Source organism: Dolichospermum lemmermannii CS-548 (genome assembly GCF_028330815.1).
In the GTDB taxonomy this organism is placed as follows: Bacteria; Cyanobacteriota; Cyanobacteriia; order Cyanobacteriales; family Nostocaceae; genus Dolichospermum; species Dolichospermum lemmermannii.
Map to the genome: position 1 here is coordinate 49,182 of NZ_JAQMTJ010000296.1, position 15,896 is coordinate 65,077.

Consider the following 15,896-nt stretch of genomic DNA (forward strand, 5'->3'; position numbering starts at 1 on the left):
CTAACAGATAATTTATCTTCTTAATCAAGATAACCGGACATTAACGCACTCCAACCAATAATACCACCTCCTAAAATCAAGTAAGCAGCATTAATGCGGTAGCGAATTGCTAAAATTGCCGAAATAATAGAAATTCCTAAACCTAAAAAATCCACATAAGGAGTTTTTGGTAATATTAAAGTAGCCATTCCTAATTGAATTGTAGTTAAAACCATTAAAGCTACAGCACTCACATTGACAGCATCTAAAAAAGGTCTTGTCCAAGATGAATTACGAATACGATTCATGAAAGGATTTAAAGCAGCAACAAGTAAAAATGAGGGGAGAAAAATTCCCAAAGTTGCCACAATTGCCCCCGGAAATCCAGCAATTATATAACCAATAAATGTCGCAGTAGAAAGTACAGGACCAGGAGTAAATTGCCCAATAGCAATAGCATCTAAGTAAGTCGGCACGATAAAATCAATATACATTTTTTTCGTAAAAACCCTTAAATAACCTATCTATAAGGTATTTGTCGAATTTACATTTCGTTACATATGTTGATTGTTTAACGCCAACTTACTTAATAATTGTTGTTGTGTTAACCAACCGAATTCTTCTACTAATCCTCCTTGTAAAAATGCTATTAATAAATAACCACCACCAAACAGCACACTACCAACTTTGAGAAAAAATAAACCCAATTGCCACAAAGGTACAGATACATGATTATTTATAGCTGTATTCACAGTTGCAGTAGTTTGCAAAAATGTACTTGTAGTTAAACCAATTATCATTAAATTAATTTGATTACCACTGCGTAACCAAATCATTCCTAATATTCCTCCCAGCAATAAAGCCATAACTTCATTAACTTTAGCAAACCAAGTGATTAAGCCAACTGCTATGGCAATTATCAGTAATTGTCGGGTTTTTACCGCTTTTTTCCCTAAACCCCAAATAGCATTCATAATAATTGCTAAAACAACAGGTTTAATTCCATAAAGTAAAGGTGAAACTTGGGGTAAAGTCCCATAATTGACATATAAATAAGCAAATAAACCTGTAATTAAAACCGCAGGGAAAATAAAACAAACTCCCGCAACAATTAAGCCTAACCACCCTGCATAAATGTATCCTATATGAATAGCTATTTCTGTGGAATTGGGTCCAGGAATTAAGTTAGTTACCCCTAATAAGTCTAGAAAATGTTCTTGTGTCAACCATTGACGACGTTTAACTACTTCATCTTCTATCATAGCAATATGGGCAACTGGTCCACCAAAACCAATAATGCCTAATTTGAAAAAAAGTTTAGCAACTTGAGTTAAGCGATTGAATGATAAATTATTCATTTAGTTTAACAGTTAAAGCTATATTTGGATAATCACTAAATACACCATCTATACCTAAACTAAAAAATATTTCATATTCTTTTTGCGGATTTCCTTGCAAGTCTAAAGGTAAGAAAAAATCCTCATTTCTAAAAGTCCAAGCGTGAATTTGTAAATTAGCTGCATGAGCATCTATAATTAAAGAGGTCGGTGATAATAATTTACCATAATTATCTCTGGGAATCAATAAGTTTTTATGTACACCTATTGCTTGGGCATATTCCGCAATTTCTTTCAACCTTTTTTGACTTAATAAATCTGCATAAGTCCGAGGATCATTATCAATCACAAAATCATAAGGTTTACCAATATCATTAATTAATTGCACTAAAGGTAAATCAGTTTTCTGAGATAATTCTTTCAAGTTACTAACTTCAAAAGATTGAATAAATATCGGTAAATTAATTCCCTGCAAATTCAATAATAAAGTGTCTTCTAATGGTAAACCAATAGCTTGAAAATAGCTGGGATGTTTTGTTTCTGGATAAATGCCAACATTGCGGCCAATTAATTGATTTTTATGCTTTGCTAAATCAATGATTTCTTGAAAAGTGGGAATAGTAAATATTCCGTTATAAGCTGTATTTTGGGGACGAAGTTTGGGAATGCGTTCTTGTGCTGTTAAAGTTTTGATTTCTGCTATGGTAAGGTCTTCTGTAAACCAACCAGTTTTAATTTCATCATCAATAATTTTCGTAGTTTTTAAATGAGCAAATTCTGGATGATTAGCAATATCGGTAGTTTCTGATATTTCATTTTCATGACGGGCAATCAAAATACCATCTTTAGTAATCACTAAATCGGGTTCAATATAATCAGCACCTAAATCAATTGCTAACTCATAACTTGCTAAAGTATGTTCAGGACGGTAGCCACTTGCGCCGCGATGAGCGATAATGATAGGGGGTTGATATGTAAAAGTTTGAGTCATGATTGCTTACTACTTTCCTTATAATTAAAGTCCCACTGTTATTATTTTTTGTTATGAAACTCATGATGTCAACTCAACCTGAAACCAAACGTATAGAAGAACTACGATGTTTGCTACAAAAAGCAGGCTACGCTTATTATGTTCTAGATGCGCCAATTATGGAAGATACGGTTTATGATCGGCTGTATCGAGAGTTGCAAGAATTAGAAACTAACAATCCCGAATTAATTACTGCTGATAGTCCGACTCAGCGCGTCGGTGAAAGACCTGCTACCCATTTTACCTCAGTCCGTCATAATATCCCCCTGTACAGCCTGGAAAATGCGTTTAATATTGAAGAATTGCAAAATTGGGATCAGCGGTGGCGGAGACACTCAATAACTCAGTATAATGACGGAGATATAGAATATGTATCTGAGTTAAAAATTGATGGTGCTGCTTTAGCATTAACTTACGAAAATGGAGTTTTAGTCAGGGGGACAACGAGAGGAGATGGGGTAATGGGTGAAGAGATTACCCAAAATGTGAGAACTATTCGCTCAATTCCCCTGCGTTTGAATTTTGACGGCTTAGAAAACATTGCTAAAGTGGAAGTACGGGGAGAAGTGTTTCTACCTTTACAGGTGTTTAAAGAAATTAATCAGAAAAGACAAAAAGCTGGTGAACAAATATTTGCTAACCCGCGCAATGCTGTAGCAGGTACGCTCAGACAATTAGATTCTCGCATTGTCGCACAACGACAGTTAGATTTCTTTGCTTATACTTTGCATATTACGGGGTTGGATGATTCCAGTATTGCCAATACCCAATGGGAAGCTTTGGAATTATTGCAAAGACTTGGTTTTCGAGTTGATACCAACCATAAACTCTGCCATTCTATTGCTGAAGTTGTTGAATATTACCAATATTGGGATACAGAACGGCTGAATTCTCCCTATATGACAGATGGTGTTGTCGTCAAATTAAATACTTTTAGACTGCAAGAACAATTGGGGTTTACACAGAAGTTTCCCCGCTGGGCTATAGCCTTAAAATATCCAGCCGAAGAAGCCCCAACCCGTGTAGAAAAAATCACTGTTAACGTTGGCAGAACCGGGGCATTAACTCCCTTGGCGGAAATGTTGCCCGTACAATTAGCGGGGACAACAGTTTCCCGTGCTACCTTACATAATAGCGATCGCATTGAACAATTAGACATCCGTATTGGCGACACCGTGATTGTTCGCAAAGCCGGGGAAATCATCCCCGAAGTCGTCCGGGTAATCAAAGAACTGCGTCCCGCTGATACCCAACCTTTCATTATGCCTTCCCATTGTCCAGCCTGTGGACAGCTAGTAGTCAGGGAAACTGGAGAAGCAGTTACTAGATGTATAAATGCTTCCTGTCCCGCCATTCTCAAGGGTGAAATTGAACATTGGGTCAGTCGTGACGCGTTAGATATTAAAGGTGTAGGCGAAAAGTTGGTGTATCAACTTGTAGATAAAGGCTTAGTCCATTCCGTTGCTGATTTATATGACTTGCAAATAGAAGACTTGTGTGCATTAGAACGCATGGGAAAAAAATCGGCGGAAAAATTGATCAATGCGATCGCCCAATCAAAAACGCAACCCTGGGCTAGAGTATTATATGGTTTAGGCATCCGTCACGTTGGCAGCGTCAACGCCCAATTATTAACAGAGAAGTTTACCACCGTCGAAGACTTAACAGCCGCCAGACAATCGGATATTGCAGGTGTTTATGGTATCGGTGCAGAAATCGCCCAATCAGTCTATCAATGGTTTCGCACCCCAGCGAATCAAACCTTAATTTCCCGTATCCAGGCTATTGGTTTAGAATTAGCAAACAGCACAGCAGCCCAGTCTGTGGGCGAAATTAATCAAAAATTTGCTGGTAAAACCTTTGTCGTTACTGGCACATTACCAACTTTAAAACGCGATGAAGCCAAAGCTTTAATTCAAAAATCAGGCGGTAAAATTACTGATTCAATTAGCAGAAAAACAGACTTTTTAGTTGTAGGTGCAGATGCCGGTTCTAAGTTAGAGAAAGCGCGGAAGTTGGAAATTAGCCAATTGACTGAGGCGCAATTATTGGCAATGCTGACAGAATAGTTATCAACAGACATAAATTGTTAAATTCTGTTACAGTTTCTATTGTGAAGATAAATTAACAAGAATTTTCACATCTTAAACACTTTTAACCGTGAAAAACTATGAATTCCCTATTTACCAAAACAGTTAGTATTGCCATTGCAGCCACAACTCTTTTCGTCAGTGTTCCCGCTTTCGCTGGAACTAAGCCTGCGGCAAAACCTGCTACACCCCAGACCAGTACAAAGACTGTTGGGACAATTGTAGAAGTAGCCAGTGGTAACAGTTCTTTTACAACCTTAGTAGCAGCTATCAAAGCGGCTGGTCTAGTCGAAACATTATCAGATAAAGGACCATTCACCGTATTTGCACCTACAGATGCCGCATTCAAAGCTTTACGAAAAGGAACTTTAGAAAAACTGTTGCAGCCAGAAAACAAAGCCACCTTAGTCAAGATTTTGACCTATCATGTAGTTCCTGGGGAAATTACTGCTAAAAGCATCAAGGCTGGTGATGTCAAAACAGTTGAAGGTGCTTCAGTGAAGATTCAAGTTAAGAAAGGTCGAGTCACTATAGGTAATGCTAAAGTTACCAAAGCAGATGTCAAAGCTAGTAACGGCGTAATTCATGTAATTGACAAAGTGCTGCTTCCCCCTGACGTGAAGTTGTAGAATTTTTTTTCAAGCCAATAATTTGTGGGATGATTTGCAGAATAGTCTTGAGTTCTGGGGTGAATAAATCAAACTCCAGAACCCATTATTTCTACTGACGTGGTAAATTTTCAAAACGGTATTCAGTCCCCACTTTCAGCTTGTTACCATTATAGCGGGGAGACATTAAGGGACTTCCAATTAAAAAAATACCCAAAAATTTCTTGTGGTGCGGGACGAATTGCCCGCTAATCATCAAGGACGGGCATCCTGCCAGTCCCACAAAATTGGGGATTTTATTTTTTGGTGTTCCCTAATAGAGAAGAGTTGTAGGGACTTGGTAAGTCAGGTGTCCTAAGATACGGATCATTTGTTGCTTGTTGACTCAGAACATCATGATAAAGTGTATTCACTAACTCAGCATCTTTAGCGATTTCATTATCAGCAAAGGTAGTACCAAATTTTTTCCCAAGTCCGATAAAAGCATCTACTTGACGTTTCAAACTGCCATTGTCATAAAAATTGGAATCGTGGCGAAAATAGGCTCGTTCAAACGTATCCCTGGTTGTTTGCTGCTGAGGTATTTCGGTTTCAGCTTTAGCAACGGGCAAAAAGGCGGAACTAGTAGCTAGAAGTACCAATAACCCACTCAAAGCTGGAAATTTTATCCCCATATTGTCAACTCCTCAATTATTGGGTGAATCTTTATTTATGCTTAATCTGAGAACTCTGTTGAGTTTCAACTTCGGTGTAACACAACTTTTAATGATTTGTAAGTAGTTAGGTAAATTGACACTAGATTTATTTTGCCACCTTGCAGATTAACAACGTGATATTGTGATTTATTTCTGATTCTAATGTGATATAGTTACCAAAATCGGTTCTGATGGGGAACAGCCATTGGACGTGAGGGGGAAAGTCTGGTGCAAATCCGGCGCTGTCCCGCAACTGTGAGCCATAATATGGTGAGTCAGGATGCCCGCCGATAAAAAAGAAAAGACGTTTATATAAATCTGCGAGGTACAGATGATATCTAGGAAAAAACCGGGGTTAGTTAATCTCATCTTCATGGCTGTTATTAGTTTTTACCTGGTAGTTAATTTTCCCAAACCTGCCTACGCAATGCACATTATGGAAGGGTTTTTACCTGTGCAATGGGCGATATTTTGGTGGGTTGTGTCATTACCATTTTTTATTTTAGGATTGGGGAGTTTGACTCGCATTACCCAAGCTAACCCAGAATTGAAACTTTTGTTAGGTTTGGCTGGTGCTTTTACCTTTGTGCTGTCAGCGTTGAAAATCCCTTCTGTCACAGGTAGCTGTTCTCACCCCACAGGAACAGGGTTAGGTGCGGTGCTGTTTGGACCCCTGACCATGACAGTTTTGGGTAGCTTAGTCTTGTTATTTCAGGCTTTGTTACTGGCACATGGTGGATTAACTACCTTGGGTGCAAATGCTTTTTCAATGGCGATCGCTGGCCCATTCGCAGCTTATTGGATCTATAATCTCACAATGCGCCTGAGTGGTAAACAAAAAATCGCCATATTTTTAGCCGCAGCTTTGGCAGATTTACTCACCTACATTATTACTTCTATCCAACTTGCCTTGGCTTTTCCTGCACCTGTGGGTGGATTTATCGCTTCATTTGCCAAGTTCGCGGGAATTTTTGCTATTACTCAAGTACCCTTAGCAATTAGTGAAGGATTATTAACTGTCTTGGTTTGGAACTGGTTACAATCTTATAATCCTCAAGAATTGGAACTTCTGCAATTAATTAAGGGAAAAAATCAAAGTCATGAACCAATCTAAAAAAAGTTTAAATAACTGGTTTTTAATATTAGGCGTTTTAGCTTTAGCAGTTGCACCATTAATATTTGTGCGTAATGGAAAATTTGGTGGTTCTGATGACAAAGCTAAAGCCGCTATTACAGAAATACAACCTGAATATAAACCTTGGTTTAAATCAATCTTTGAACCAGCTAGTGGGGAAATAGCAAGTTTATTATTTGCTTCTCAAGCAGCTTTAGGTGCGGGAGTAGTTGGTTATGCAATTGGTGTATATAAAGGACGTTCCGAACAAAAAAGACGTGAAGAATGACTCTACAATTAGATACCCTAGCTTACACTAATCAACTAAGAAGATTACCACCGGAACATAAACTAATTTTTGCATTTACGACATTGGCTATTTCTCTTTCTACCCATTCACTAGTACAAATTTTGATGGTGATATGGATGAGTATTTGGACAGTAATTTATGCAAAAATTCCGGCTGGTGTTTATTGGCGATTGTTAATGTTTACCATAGTCTTTTGTTTAACAAGTTTACCCGCACTCATGGTAAATGGAGTGGCAATTACTGATTTGCCAATCGTTCAATTAGACTCATGGTATGGAATGACTTTTGGACAATTCTATATTTATATCAGTCGTAGTGGTAGCATTCAAGCATGGGAAATTGTCACTAGATCATTAGCCTCTGTTTCTTGTTTATATTTTCTCATGTTAACTGTCCCGTTCACAGAAATTTTGCAAACTTTACGTTGGTTGAGATTTCCAGCACTTTTAACTGATTTGCTATTACTAATGTATCGGTTTATTTTCATTTTGCTCAAAACAGCTAATGAATTATTGACAGCACAAAATTCTCGTGGTGGCTATTCTAATTGGCAAACTAGCATGAAAAGTTTAGCACTATTAATTGGACAATTATTACAACGGACTTTACAACAATATAGTCAATTTTCTCTAGGATTGCAAGCACGAGGCTTTGCTGGTGAATTGCGATTTTGGCATCCCCAACGTTATCGTCCATCTCCACGATATATCATTGAAGCAATTTGTGGCTGTGTATTATTAATAGGATTAGAAATTTGCCAAAATGCAGGAATATTTACTCGAATTTGAGCAAGTACATTACACGTATCCAGGTTCACAAAGGCTACAAAAATCAGCTTTGAATGGTTTAACCATGAAGATTCCTTCTGGAAAAAAGTGTGCCTTAATTGGACAAAATGGTTGTGGAAAAACCACACTTTTCTTATTAGCTAATGGACTTTATAAACCAAATTCTGGTATTGTCAAATGGTGTGGTGAACCGTTAATTTATAATCGTCAATATCTCAGTAAAATTCGCCAAAAAGTTGGTTTAGTATTTCAAGATCCAGAACAACAATTAGTAGCTTCTACCGTTGAAGAAGATATTTCTTATGGTTTGTGTAATTTAGGTTTACCGGAACCAGAAATTAAGAATCGAGTCGAACAAGCTTTAATTGAGTTTGGGTTAACTGATTTAGCAGAAAAGCCAGTACATCATTTAAGTTTAGGACAAAAAAAACGAGTTTCTATAGCTGATGTAATGGTACTAAAACCACAACTTTTAGTATTAGATGAACCCACTGCATATTTAGATATTAAGCATACTCGAAACTTGATGAAAACTCTGAAAAAAATTCATGAAGATGGCAATACTCTATTAATGGCAACTCATGATTTAGATTTAGTCTATCGTTGGGCAGATTGGGTTTTTGTCATGGATAAAGGACAATTGATGCTAGAAGGAACACCAGAAGATGTATTTAGCCAGCGGACACTTTTGGAAGAATTAGAATTGGGTGTACCATTAATATATGAAATGTTAGTTAATGGGTTATCTCCTGAAGAGGGAATAATTATAGAACGAGTCCGACAACGAATATTAAAAGATGGTTGAAAATAGATTTAACCGTCAGATATTTTTGTGAATATATTGTAGGTTGGGTTAAGCGACAGCGCAACCCAACAAAATTCCGACAATGTTGAAAGTACAACCCAACAAAATTCCGACAATGTTGAAAGTACAACTCAACAAAATTCCGAAATGTTGGAAATACAACTCAACAAAATTCCGACAATGTTGAAAGTACAACTCAACAAAATTCCGACAATGTTGGGTTTCCTTGCGTCAACCCAACCTACTTGTAAGTTAAATGTCAAAAGACAGTCTGTCAAACATTTTTTAATTCTGTTAATAAAATAAAAAGGAGATGATTTATAGTAAATTAGTTAATTAAAATCTCTGTGGAAATTGGATATGCAGCTTCAAGAAGTCCCTAATATTGCAGTCATTGTTGGTGAAAATGCCGTTACCCTTTCTCAACTACCTTCTGTGTGGCAAGATATTGCTAAAGGTAGAGCAAATGTTAAACTCAGTGACCCACAAATCTATGTGGAAATGGCGCAGTTGTTTCAATATAAACTGCAATATGGTGATGTTGATTTGTTTAATGAACGTCCCCATTTATTTCATTTAAAACGCTCATTTTCCGAGTTATTTGGGCAAATGGCACGAGAAACTCTAGAATTTTATGGTCATGATTTTATGATTCATAATTATCCGAACTTTGCAGAAGTTGTACGTAATTTTGAATCAAAAGGTTCTGAATACAGTAATGAACTCAAAGTGGCACATATTGGACTAGAACTTTTCCGGGAATTTGGTTATGATCTACCAGCAAGTTTTTATCATGTTCATTTAGCTCCAATTTATCGAGATCATGTATTTGAAGAAAGAGCTTTAAGATTTGATCAACGGGATATAGAACATAAACGTTCTTGGGATGCTATCCTCCACGCAGGTAAGGTATTTGCAATCCAAATGAAAGTGCAAAGTATAGCCTCCAAATACGGTTTTACCTATCAACATGGCTGTGGTTGTAACTCCCATTTATCTTCCATTGATGAATCTTCCGGTGCATTTGCGTATGAATTAAGTGCAGAAAAACGTCAACGCTGGATTCGGAGTTTTATCTGGACAGCTTGGTATGAGTATGCAATATTTCCCATTGTGCCAAATACCAGTTACCTGATTTAATCAAAAGACAATTTCTTAAAGAGGTGGGAGATTTACATCTCCCATTCATGATTTATCTAATGTAACCGCTCAATAATCCAAGCTTTTCAAGACTTAACGGGAAAAGTCAGTACTATCTAATGATGTTCAAAAATTTAATTACTTCAGACACAGAATAATATATAGAAACATCCCTATTCTTGGTAATTTGCCAAACAAATTGTTCAGGACTAGAAATAACTTCTACTGTAATTTGTGCAGATTTACCACCTTGTAAAACTGTAAATCCTACTCTTTCTAAGGCGCGAATTGTCCAAATAGCAGCAACACCTTCACCTATTAAATTAACTGTTCCTTTTTCAGGTATATGCAGATTAAATTCCCCAGAAAAAATATTAAATTCCACACCTTCACTGCGGAAAGTATCAGCAAATGCACCACTTAATATCAAATCTTCTGGTGCGCCAACGTGAAGAATACCATTAATTCCTAACAGCCAAATTTTATCAGCAAGGCGCAAAGCTAAATCTAAATCATGGGTAGAAAGCAAAATTGCTTGATTTGTATCCCTTGCTAATTGACGTAACAATTGCATAATTTCCACCCGGCGTGGTAAATCTAAAAATGCTGTTGGTTCATCCAATAACATCACCATAGGCGACTGCGCTAAAGCCCTAGCAATCATAATTTTCTGTCGTTCACCATCACTTAATTCGCTCACATTCCGTTGGGCTAAATTTACCGCTCCCACAGATTTCATCGCCCAATTAATAATCTCCTCATCTTCAGGTGTTAACTTTCCCCACCAGTCAGTATAAGGATATCTGCCCATACTCACCAAAGCGTAAGCTGATAACATTCCCACATCAATTTTTTCAGTCAATACCAAACTTAAACGTTTTGCTAATTCCTGTGGTGGTAACTTGTAAATATCATTTTCTAAAAGTTTGACTTCCCCAGCAATTGGTGGTTGCATTCCTGCCAGAGTTCGCAATAAAGTAGACTTACCAGCACCATTAGGACCAAGTAGACAAACTAATTCTCCTGTTTGCAAAGATGTAGAAATATTAGATGCAACATTCCGAATAGTTTTCTGGGAAGTCTTATAACCAATAGTTAAATTATGAGTTTTCAGAATTGAGTTACTCATGACGGAAAAGATTTTCTAGAGTTACGTTGTAGAATTACCCAAGTAACAACAGGAGTTCCTATCAAAGCAGTAATAGCATTTAAAGGTAAAACCATTTGATTTATCAGAATTTGGGAAACCAAATCAGCAAATAAGGCTAAAATTGCCCCCATAATAATGACACTAGGAATTAATATCCGATGATCTGAAGTATTAAAAAGACTACGACAAAGATGAGGAATTGCCACACCTAAAAACGCTATTGGTCCACAAAAAGCAGTAATTGCTCCCGCTAATATAGAAGCACTGCTAATCACAGAAAATCTGGTTTTTTGTACTGTTAACCCTAAACTGCGTGCATAAGATTCACCTAATAAAAGTGCATTTAAAGATTTTGATTGCAGCACAGCAATTAATAAACCTACACAAATAACTGGAGTTAAAATAGCTAATTGTTGCCAAGTTACCGCAGTGAAACTTCCAAAAGTCCACATTATATAACTTTGAATCCGTTCTTGTGAACTAAATTGCAACAAAATACTTACCATTGCACTTGTCGCATATCCAAATAATAAACCTAAAATTAATAAAGTCATTGTATCTTGTACACGACGAGAAACAACTAACATCAATCCTAATACTGAAGCTGCACCAAAACTTGCCGCTATGACTAAACTAAAATCACCAATCATTCCTAAATCAGTTAATAACGTCGGTACAGTCAAACTTGCTGTCAGTAAAACCAACGCTACTCCTAAACTTGCACCAGAACTAATTCCTAATACAAAAGGACCCGCTAAAGGATTTTTAAATAGAGTTTGCATTTGCAAGCCACTTACCCCTAAAGCTGCACCAGCTAACGTTGCAGTTAAAGCTTTAGGTAAACGAAATTTAAGAATAATATTTGTCCATGTTGTCTTTTCTGCTTCTTGTCCCAGCAAGATATTCATAACCTCATGAATGGGAATATTCACAGCCCCAAAACCTAAATCCAGTAAGAATGCCAAAATTAAACATAGTAGTAAAATCGAGAAAATCAAATATTTCTTATTAATAAATTTCCAGAGTAAAAATTTATTAATAACCTCATGCTTTTTGATTAACATCATTTATTCACTTTTTGATAGTAAAATAGGTTATGATTAGGTAATATTTCTGGATGAAATATTTTAATTAAATCAGATAAAACCACATCAGGGTTACTAATACCACTTTGCCAGTAGTCATTACCACCATTGGGACTAAGGCGAGCATTATTATTATAGAGATTTCCTTTTTTGAAAGCATGAAAATCACCATAACGATTATCTTCAGTCACAACATCTTTTAAACTGTTCCAAGATTGTCTAAGATTCAACCAATAATCAGCATTAGCAGCCCGTTCAAAAACAGCTTCAAAAGATATAGGTAAACTACCAGAAGATTTATCCTCACTCCAAAGATAATTTGCACCTGCGTCGGCTAGATATTTAGCCACATAACTATTACCACCTGGTGTATACCAAGTCCCTTTAAAATTGAAGCCTACAAACACAGTCGGACGATTTTTAACAGCTTTAGCTTTAGTAGCAATATCTTCGTATTTCTTAGCAATTGCAGCAAAGATTTTTTCCGCCTCTTCCTCCTTATTAAAAAATAAAGCAGTAAACTTTAACCATTCACTTCTTCCCAATGGTGTATCTTCCATATATTTAGCATTTATCGCCACCTTTAACCCAGCTTCCAACAACTTAGGAAAACTATCAGTTTGTTGATTTCCAGTACCAAAAGTGGTAACTAACTCAGGATTAAGTTCTAAAACTTTCTCCACGTTCACAGTAGAATTATTGCCAACAGATACCACCTTACCAGCCTTGATTCTGTCAATAAAATCTGGTGTAGTTACTTGTTTAATATCGCTAACACCGATTAACTTATCAACAACATTTAACTTAGAAAAATGTGGTAAATGAGTTGTAGAAAGAGAAATCACAGAACTTACAGGTGTAGTAAATATTTGGGATTTCTCGAACCCTGGTGGTATTGGTGTACCGCATTGAACCAAAACATATTTAAAACCTGTTTTAGCATCTTTCCAGGGATTTTTAATCGTCACGACTTTGTAGTTTTTATAATATTCAACTGCAAAACCGATAGCATGAGTAACCTTCACCTTATTGGGAAAATAATCAACATTAGAATCATACTTTTGAACACAGCCATTACTAACTGAACTAACAACCGGACTATTCTGAGAACCTTGACAAGAAACAACCAAAACAGCAACTAAAAACAACTGACATAGAAAAATAATAACCTGAGACTTCCCGAAAATCATCTTCCATATTCCTCTTTGCGCCTCTGCGCCTCTGCGTGAGAAAATTACCCCAGAAAAACACCAACTAAGGATATATATATTCAACAACCTTATTTCCCTCAACCAAATGTTCCTGTACAATTCTTTCTGCAACTTCCGGCTTAACACGACTGTACCAAGTTCTATTAGTAGAATGATAAACAACAGGCCCTAACTTACAAACCTGTAAACAACCACTTGTTCTCACTTCCAAATCTAATTCCGCCTTCTCAACAGCAGCCTTTAAAGCCTCAAAAGTAGGTTGCCATTTTCGAGAAGGATAACAACGTCCAGAAGTGCAAACTGCAATATAGGCACATTTGAGAGGATTTTTAGTAAAAGGAATGGGCTTTTTACCTAATACATAAACATCTCTAAGTTCCTGATAAAAATCCAACTTTCTAAAATCAGCCTTACCTTCAGGAAGCAAATTTTCATCCTCTACATAGGGATTAGGTAAAAATATCGTCATAGCCTTTTCACCAGCACCATTCCAAAATTGAATACCCCAACTTCTCGGTTCTCCTTCGGGATTTATCCTTCTATAAAATGCACTCTTACTAATCAAACGTTGCTGTCTTACTTCGATAGAAGTTTCAGCATTGGGACCACCTAGAGTTTCCTCAATACATAAATGAAAATGCCAATCTCTAGTAATAACAGTTAAATATCCATCATAGAGAACACATTTTTTAGGTGCTTCATGAAACTCCAACTCTAAAACACTACCTTGTTCCAAATGTCCCAAACCAACTTGATGCCAATTTTCATGAAATAAAGTATAAGCTAAACAAGCCAGAACATCACCTTGACAATCAAAAAACTCATACTCAATTTGCCAATCATTTCCCGTAGCTTCAATTGTTTTTTCATTTACTGGTGTTACCCAACAATTAAAATCAGCCATAAAAAACTCTCCTTATATTAAAACGTAGCACTCAAACCAATTTGAAAACCTCTACCTCTAAGGTCGCTATACTCCCATCGTGCATATAGGGAGCAGTGAGGGCAATATTCCGCAAAGTAGGAGCTTTAAAACGACCCATATCTGTTGGTTTGGAAGTTATTTCATAAACACCAGTATTATTTGCTGGATAAGCTCCTTTGCCATCAATATTATAAAGTCCAGTATTATGAAAAGCAATTTCTTGAAATGCTAATTTTTCGTGCATAACCGAATCTGTGAAATTAATTCCCCCATGACAGTGAAAACATTCTAAATCTTCGCTGTTAAATAATTTTTCACCCCGTTTCGCTGCTGGAGAAATGGCATTGGTATCACCACCAAAGCGATATTTATCATAGGGAGTAAAGGATTAGCCCAAGTTAATACAGGGTTATAGGCAATATTCGCAAGACTCATGGAGTTACGAGAATGTTTTTCCCCAGTTGCTCCCACAGCTACTGTTTTACCATCAGTAAAAGCCAATTTTTGCAGATGACAAGCAGCACAGGAAAATTCACCTGTAATTGATAAACGTTGCTCATAAAAAAGATGTCTTCCCAATTCAACTTTTTGGGAATTCATCGGGTTATCGGCTGGTACAGTTGGTTTAGGCATCCAAACTGGAATATTCCAATTATATGCTGAAGTTGAAGATGCAGAAATAGCTGTACTCATTCCCATTGATAAACAAACTGAGTACAGACAAATTGTCAGCAAGGTGAACCAGCGAGATAATTTCATTCAACTCTAAAAAATTTCTGTTTAGCAGCAGGTTTACCATTAAAAGGTAGACCGAAATTAGTCATAATCACATTGCAGTCACTATCATCAGGAGATGACATACAACCAGGAGGTGTATTTTTTTTGTTAATTGTTAAATTTGTGTTTCCTATTAAGGATGCGATATCAGCGATTACGACATTTTTATTAACATCAAACTTGGTAAAAATGACTTTTGAGGTATTCAAATTACTACAAGTTGATGGTTTTTGACTTCCCTCAATTGCTTGACAACCAGTGCTACCCAAATGAATTGGGAAACCCTGAGCTTTTTCACTTTTTTCACCATGCTTTACCTGAGAATTATGAGTTTGGGTTTTCCAATCCAAACGAGCAAATTTATAACCAAATAGCCAATTCCACCATAAAGAAGTCAGATTTAATGGTGATGATGCAGTGACAGAATCAGCATGATTAAGATTGAAGGGAACACCTAAAGTAAATTGTAACCCTTGATAATTACCTTTGGGTAATGAATACAACATTTTGTAAACTTTTTTTGCAAGGGCTTGACATAAATAAAAAATACGGGATACCGTACAAAGTCTGTTGGGTATACCGTATAATCAAGTTCAGTTAGGGCTGAAAGGAAAAAATTTGTCAGCAAAGCCGTTGAGGAAACCTATACTGCAAGTACCTTAGATTGAGATTTGGTAAATAAATCAGCTAATTGACACTCTCAGGGAGCCAAGCCACTGAGATTCTACTGACAGAATTAGATTAAAGGTTTAGCCTAATCTAATCTCGCTGCGACCGTCAAACGCCGCCTAGACGCTCAATACAACCACCAATCAAGGTGTCGAAATTGCGCTTACTTTTATTGTTTTCAGT

The 15,896-nt window shown here is 36.7% G+C and carries 17 protein-coding genes, 1 pseudogene and 1 riboswitch; of the genes and pseudogenes, 7 read left to right on the forward strand and 11 right to left on the reverse strand.

Annotated features, from left to right (window positions below):
* Positions 1-20: 20 nt before the first annotated feature.
* The 3 genes and pseudogenes from PN450_RS24160 to PN450_RS21155 form a co-directional block, all read right to left on the reverse strand.
* Positions 21-443, reverse strand: a pseudogene (locus PN450_RS24160) (chromate transporter); the annotation flags it as partial.
* Positions 444-533: 90 nt separating this feature from the next.
* Positions 534-1,337, reverse strand: a complete 804-nt coding sequence (gene chrA, locus PN450_RS24165; protein ID WP_417033764.1) for a chromate efflux transporter — start codon at positions 1,335-1,337, stop codon at positions 534-536.
* Positions 1,330-2,307, reverse strand: a complete 978-nt coding sequence (locus tag PN450_RS21155) for a glycerophosphodiester phosphodiesterase (RefSeq protein WP_271837465.1) — start codon at positions 2,305-2,307, stop codon at positions 1,330-1,332. The genes chrA and PN450_RS21155 overlap by 8 nt, the downstream gene beginning before the upstream one ends.
* A 62-nt stretch (positions 2,308-2,369) precedes the next feature.
* On the opposite strand from PN450_RS21155, the gene ligA reads away from it, so the two are divergent.
* Together ligA and PN450_RS21165 are read left to right on the forward strand one after the other, a co-directional pair.
* Positions 2,370-4,415 carry an NAD-dependent DNA ligase LigA gene (gene ligA / locus PN450_RS21160; RefSeq protein WP_271837466.1) on the forward strand — a complete coding sequence of 682 codons (2,046 nt, stop codon included), beginning with the start codon at positions 2,370-2,372 and terminating at the stop codon, positions 4,413-4,415.
* A 101-nt stretch (positions 4,416-4,516) separates the two neighbouring features.
* A complete protein-coding gene (locus PN450_RS21165; protein WP_271837467.1) occupies positions 4,517-5,065 on the forward strand; it encodes a fasciclin domain-containing protein in 549 nt (182 codons plus the stop codon).
* Positions 5,066-5,340: 275 nt separating this feature from the next.
* Here PN450_RS21165 and PN450_RS21170 read toward each other — a convergent pair whose 3' ends face one another.
* Positions 5,341-5,718: a hypothetical protein gene (locus PN450_RS21170; protein WP_271837468.1), complete on the reverse strand. Its 378-nt coding sequence runs from the start codon at positions 5,716-5,718 to the stop codon at positions 5,341-5,343.
* 187 nt (positions 5,719-5,905) lie between these two features.
* Positions 5,906-6,045: riboswitch (cobalamin riboswitch) on the forward strand.
* Between the two features lie 67 nt (positions 6,046-6,112).
* Between PN450_RS21170 and PN450_RS21175 the strand changes: the two genes are divergently transcribed.
* The 5 genes from PN450_RS21175 to PN450_RS21195 all read left to right on the forward strand — a co-directional run bounded on the left by PN450_RS21175 (position 6,113) and on the right by PN450_RS21195 (position 9,896).
* Positions 6,113-6,853, forward strand: coding sequence for an energy-coupling factor ABC transporter permease (locus PN450_RS21175; RefSeq protein WP_271837469.1), 741 nt, complete (start codon positions 6,113-6,115; stop codon positions 6,851-6,853).
* On the forward strand, positions 6,840-7,142 hold the full coding sequence (locus PN450_RS21180; RefSeq protein WP_148764710.1) for an energy-coupling factor ABC transporter substrate-binding protein: 303 nt from the start codon (positions 6,840-6,842) through the stop codon (positions 7,140-7,142). The genes PN450_RS21175 and PN450_RS21180 overlap by 14 nt, the downstream gene beginning before the upstream one ends.
* Complete coding sequence (cbiQ, locus tag PN450_RS21185) at positions 7,139-7,951, forward strand: cobalt ECF transporter T component CbiQ (RefSeq protein WP_271837470.1); 813 nt, start codon at positions 7,139-7,141, stop codon at positions 7,949-7,951. The genes PN450_RS21180 and cbiQ overlap by 4 nt, the downstream gene beginning before the upstream one ends.
* Entirely contained in the window at positions 7,926-8,756 is an 831-nt protein-coding gene (locus tag PN450_RS21190) for an energy-coupling factor ABC transporter ATP-binding protein (protein ID WP_271837471.1), read from the forward strand. The genes cbiQ and PN450_RS21190 overlap by 26 nt, the downstream gene beginning before the upstream one ends.
* A gap of 360 nt (positions 8,757-9,116) precedes the next feature.
* Positions 9,117-9,896: a hypothetical protein gene (locus tag PN450_RS21195; protein ID WP_271837472.1), complete on the forward strand. Its 780-nt coding sequence runs from the start codon at positions 9,117-9,119 to the stop codon at positions 9,894-9,896.
* 112 nt (positions 9,897-10,008) lie between these two features.
* Here PN450_RS21195 and PN450_RS21200 read toward each other — a convergent pair whose 3' ends face one another.
* The 7 genes from PN450_RS21200 to PN450_RS21230 all read right to left on the reverse strand — a co-directional run bounded on the left by PN450_RS21200 (position 10,009) and on the right by PN450_RS21230 (position 15,550).
* A complete protein-coding gene (locus PN450_RS21200; RefSeq protein ID WP_271837473.1) occupies positions 10,009-11,025 on the reverse strand; it encodes an ABC transporter ATP-binding protein in 1,017 nt (338 codons plus the stop codon).
* Entirely contained in the window at positions 11,022-12,110 is a 1,089-nt protein-coding gene (locus PN450_RS21205; protein WP_271837480.1) for an iron ABC transporter permease, read from the reverse strand. The genes PN450_RS21200 and PN450_RS21205 overlap by 4 nt, the downstream gene beginning before the upstream one ends.
* Positions 12,110-13,321, reverse strand: coding sequence for an ABC transporter substrate-binding protein (locus PN450_RS21210; protein ID WP_271837474.1), 1,212 nt, complete (start codon positions 13,319-13,321; stop codon positions 12,110-12,112). The genes PN450_RS21205 and PN450_RS21210 overlap by 1 nt, the downstream gene beginning before the upstream one ends.
* Positions 13,322-13,385: 64 nt before the next feature.
* Positions 13,386-14,246 (reverse strand): (2Fe-2S) ferredoxin domain-containing protein, encoded by an 861-nt coding sequence (locus PN450_RS21215; protein WP_271837475.1) that lies wholly within the window; start codon positions 14,244-14,246, stop codon positions 13,386-13,388.
* A gap of 31 nt (positions 14,247-14,277) precedes the next feature.
* A complete protein-coding gene (locus PN450_RS21220; protein WP_271837476.1) occupies positions 14,278-14,511 on the reverse strand; it encodes a hypothetical protein in 234 nt (77 codons plus the stop codon).
* Between the two features lie 44 nt (positions 14,512-14,555).
* Positions 14,556-15,026 (reverse strand): cytochrome-c peroxidase, encoded by a 471-nt coding sequence (locus tag PN450_RS21225; RefSeq protein WP_271837477.1) that lies wholly within the window; start codon positions 15,024-15,026, stop codon positions 14,556-14,558.
* Positions 15,023-15,550, reverse strand: a complete 528-nt coding sequence (locus PN450_RS21230) for an MbnP family copper-binding protein (protein WP_271837478.1) — start codon at positions 15,548-15,550, stop codon at positions 15,023-15,025. The genes PN450_RS21225 and PN450_RS21230 overlap by 4 nt, the downstream gene beginning before the upstream one ends.
* Positions 15,551-15,896 lie beyond the last annotated feature (346 nt).